Genomic DNA, 4,074 nt, shown 5'->3' on the forward strand with positions numbered 1-4,074 from the left:
GGTGGAGCTGGTGCAGACTTCCTGACTAATACTGCTACTGGTGCGAATGCTAGTGCGGGAGATATTCTGACTGGCGGCGATGGGTTCGATACCTTTACTCTCATCGGCAGTTCTGCTAGCGCGGCCAACTATAATGGTGGGCCGAATATCACTGACTTTACGGTGGGGACGTCCGCGACTAACACGGACTTCCTCCGTTTGAGCTCAAATAACGCCGATTACGGTGCAGGACTGTCGGTCGACGGCACGGCGGCCGGTGCTAGTGGTACTGTGGGCGTTTTGAACATCGCTCAAAGTGCAGGGGCGACTGCTGGTACTGATGCAGCTACCGAGTTCGTCAAGCTGACAACTGGTGTAGCCTTCAACACGAACACCCAGACTACGTTTAACGATGCTATCGGCACTTCGACAGTCACGACGCTGTCGACCGGCACTTACGCGGCATCTTACTATGACACTACTAATAGCAAGATGGTGATCCTCGAGGTTGCTACTGCAGACGCAACGTTGGGAACCGGTGACACTGTTCGTTTGATCGGAACGATCGACATGACGTCGAGCGATTACGCGAACTTCGACGCCGATAACTTCGCTAACTTCCTCTAAGACATTCTGCCCTACGGGCGGATGCAATTGGGGCGGCCTTTCGAGGCCGCCCTTTTTGTAAGGCACTATTAGTTCTGCGCGTGATAAGTACGAGTTTCTTGCCTGTTAGGTTGAGGGACAAGTACTACACATCAGTCAAGGTGACTGCTCGCGCTAACTGAATGAGAGTACCACGGCTTCAAGCTTTAATCAGCTTGAAGAATCCTAACGAAGCACTGTCTGCTAAAGGAATGGCAATGAATGACGAACAAAAGGTAATAATCGACGATAAAGAATATGCTGTAAATGATATGTCAGACGCAGCAAAAGAGCAACTAAACAACGTTCGCGTCGTTGATCAGGAGCTTCAGCGATTGAGAATGAAAATAGCAATTGCTCAGACAGCAAAAAGTGCGTATGCGCAAGCGCTGAAAGATGCTTTATATGATAATGGTTAAGTATGTTATTTTTTGCTGAATGCTTTATATTGTCCGATGAAGATTGCGACATACAACAGGATTTCTAGAGCATTTTCCGATCACTCTGGCTCATAGCCTGTCGCGGTGAAGTAGTTTCTGGCTTCGGTTGTCGAGATTGCATCGATTGCGTCTCGGACGGAGTCCCAGAGATCGGTGACGGTTCGGGCCGCGGCTTTCTTCAGGAGCGCCTTGATCTTGGAGAAGGCCATCTCGATCAGCTTGAAGTCGGGGCTGTAGGGCGGCAGGAAGCGGAGCTCGGCTCCGGCCTGTTCAATGGCCTGGCGCACAGCAGCGAGCTTGTGGGCGGGCAGGTTGTCCATGACGACGATGTCGCCGGAGGGCGCCAGGATCTGCTCGATATAGGCTGTGAAGGCCGGTCCGTTCATCGGCGCCCTCATGCCGCCAAGCCGCAGCGTACCCACGAAGGTCGTGGTCTTCCAGTGTCCATGTGGGACAGGCGCGCGGCATCGCTCGCCCCTGGCGGCACGTCCTCTCAGCTGGGCCATCTTGGTCGACGCCCCGGTCTTTGGTCCTGACCCCAGAACCTGTGACCTGAGCCCCTGTATCTCCTCCAGATTTGAGTAGAGTCCGTCACCGAGCAGGAGACGGATCAGATGAAGCGCAGTCGGTTCAGCGAAGAGCAGATCATCGGGATACTGAAGGAACATCAGGCGGGACTGTCGGCAGCGGAGTTGTGTCGCAAGCACGGCATCAGCGATGCGACCTTCTACAAGTGGCGATCGAAGTACGGCGGCCTTGAGGTGTCAGAGGCCAAGCGCCTGAAGCAGCTCGAGGACGAGAACGCGCGGCTGAAGAAGCTGCTGGCGGAGTCGGTGATGGACGTCTCGACGCTCCGCGAGATGCTCGGAAAAAACTTCTGACGCCCGGGTCGAGGAGAACTGCCGTGACCTGGGCCATCACTGAGAAGTCCTATTCCCAACGCCGCGCCTGCGCGCTGGTCGGGATCGATCCGCGGGTCTACCGATACCGGTCAACGCGACCGGATGACACTGACCTGCGGTCCCGGCTGCGGGAGCTCTCGGGCGAGCGCCGCCGGTTCGGCTACAGGCGGCTCCACCTGCTGCTGCAGCGGGAGGGCTGGGAGGTGAACTGGAAGAAGCTGTACCGGATCTACCGCGAGGAGCGGCTGACAGTGCGCAAGCGTGGTGGTCGCAAGCGGGCACTCGGCACGCGGGCGCCGATGGCGATCCCGCAGGGGCCGAACCAGCGCTGGTCATTGGACTTCGTAGCCGACAGCCTGTCCTGCGGGCGCCGGTTCCGGGTGCTCTGCATCATTGACGACTTCAGCCGGGAGTGCCTGGCCGCGGTCGTCGACACCTCGCTCTCCGGCCAGCGGGTTGCCCGCGAGCTCGACCGGATCGCCGAGCTCCGGGGCCATCCCTGCATGGTGGTCAGCGACAACGGAACGGAACTCACCTCGAACGCCATCCTTGCTTGGCAAGAAGAGCGCGGTGTCGAGTGGCATTACATCGCCCCCGGCAAACCGATGCAGAACGGCCTGGTCGAGAGCTTTATCGGCCGCCTGCGCGACGAGTGCCTCAACGAGCATCTGTTCACCAGCCTGCGCCATGCCCGCCAGTTGATCGGTGCCTGGCGCGACGACTACAACCAACACCGTCCCCACACGAGCCTCGGTGGGCTCACACCGTGGGAGTACCGCAACCGGTCACAACAGGACCAAAACCGGAACAGAACTAACTTCTGAACGAGGACAAAACGGGGAGCAGGTCAAGTCGGCAGCAAGCCACTATTGCGGGATGACATAAATGCTATAGAATTGGTTTAGGACTCTTGGACAGTTGGCTTGAAGATAATGACAAAATTCGATTTCGAAGCTATTCATAATAGAAGCACATACTATTATGAATCTTATGTATCAAATATTTTAATGCCGGCTGTTTATTTTCGTGAAGCGGGGGAATACACTGAAGCTCTCTTATGGCTAGAAGAATGGCTCTGCAGTGATCAGGCTCAAAGATCGGGCGTTGCCGCTCAAGCTGATGCTTGGGCTCTGTGTTCTCATATAAAGCTCTTACAGGGTAGGATTTATGAATCTATAAAGTATTTAGAAAAAGCGGAATCATTATCACCAAATAATGTGTCTGTAATAATAAATCGCGCGCGATTATATCTTAAAAAACAAGATAATACAGCAGCGCTTCGGCTTGCACAGAGTATTTTAAGAAGATTTCCTTCTGATCCTAGTGTATCAGTAATAATGGCATCTGCGCTAGGTGCTATGGGTTGTTATTCCGAAGCACTATTAAAAGTAAATAATACAATACAATATTTTCCTGATCACTCAGAAAGCTTAGCAACTCGTTCTTTAATTCAGGCGCGCACGAAAGAATTTGATAAAGCAAAATTAGATGCACTGCGGGCATTATTAATTAAACCATACGCGCATCAGCTGTGGTCTCTGTTGTCTCGTCTATTCTTACAGAGTGGCGTGTTATCAACCGCCATTACGATGCAGAAACGAGCTGTGATAGGTGCGCCAAAACAGCTAGATTATCTAATAACGCTGAGTGATTTTTTGAGCAGCGCAAACAAAATTGATGATTCATACAAGATGATGAAGCATACAATAAGGCTTTTTCCTTTTTCTGATATTGCTTGGATAAATCTGAGTAAAGTCCAATGTAAAAAAATGGTATTAGATAATGCAGTTAAATCTAGTAGGCGCGCAATTATGCTAAGACCTGATATGGCTTCACACTATGTATTTTATGCTAATATTCTTAAGATGATTAAAGAGTGGTGTAAATCACTAGATGCAATAAATCGCGCTTATAACATTGAGGCAAACAATATATCTATCTTATTAAATAAAGCAAACATATTATTACGTGTTCGCTGCATTTATGAGGCATTGCAGACATATGAGCAGGTCCTGAGATTGTCTCCAATCCAAGTGGACGCACTACTTGGTGCGGGGAATGCTCTCAGTGAGCTTGGCCGTCTAGAAGAGGCCCTACAAGCCTATGAC

General features: G+C 51.9%; 4 protein-coding genes and 1 pseudogene. 4 read left to right on the forward strand and 1 reads right to left on the reverse strand.

Features of this window, described 5'->3' with window-relative positions; genetic code table 11:
• Together BLS34_RS26135 and BLS34_RS25045 are read left to right on the forward strand one after the other, a co-directional pair.
• On the forward strand, positions 1-606 hold a 606-nt coding region (locus tag BLS34_RS26135; RefSeq protein ID WP_215906216.1), incomplete at its 5' end, for a hypothetical protein.
• A gap of 236 nt (positions 607-842) precedes the next feature.
• Positions 843-1,043 (forward strand): DUF6447 family protein, encoded by a 201-nt coding sequence (locus BLS34_RS25045; protein WP_215906217.1) that lies wholly within the window; start codon positions 843-845, stop codon positions 1,041-1,043.
• Between the two features lie 80 nt (positions 1,044-1,123).
• Here BLS34_RS25045 and BLS34_RS25050 read toward each other — a convergent pair.
• Positions 1,124-1,591 (reverse strand): annotated as a pseudogene (locus BLS34_RS25050) (transposase); the annotation flags it as partial.
• An 87-nt stretch (positions 1,592-1,678) separates the two neighbouring features.
• Between BLS34_RS25050 and BLS34_RS25055 the strand changes: the two are divergent.
• Together BLS34_RS25055 and BLS34_RS25060 are read left to right on the forward strand one after the other, a co-directional pair.
• A protein-coding gene (locus BLS34_RS25055; protein ID WP_093154835.1) for an IS3 family transposase occupies positions 1,679-2,790 on the forward strand; the annotation gives its coding sequence in 2 pieces (ribosomal slippage) (positions 1,679-1,934 and positions 1,934-2,790; 1,113 coding nt in all).
• Between the two features lie 108 nt (positions 2,791-2,898).
• On the forward strand, positions 2,899-4,074 hold a 1,176-nt coding region (locus tag BLS34_RS25060), incomplete at its 3' end, for a tetratricopeptide repeat protein (RefSeq protein ID WP_139189493.1).

This window comes from Thalassobaculum litoreum DSM 18839 (genome assembly GCF_900102465.1).
GTDB lineage: Bacteria > Pseudomonadota > Alphaproteobacteria > Thalassobaculales > Thalassobaculaceae > Thalassobaculum > Thalassobaculum litoreum.

Excerpts from the sequence above, each read along its gene's own strand:
- BLS34_RS25045 (WP_215906217.1), top strand. The coding sequence starts at position 843 with ATGAATGACGAACAAAAGGTAATAATCGACGATAAAGAATATGCTGTA.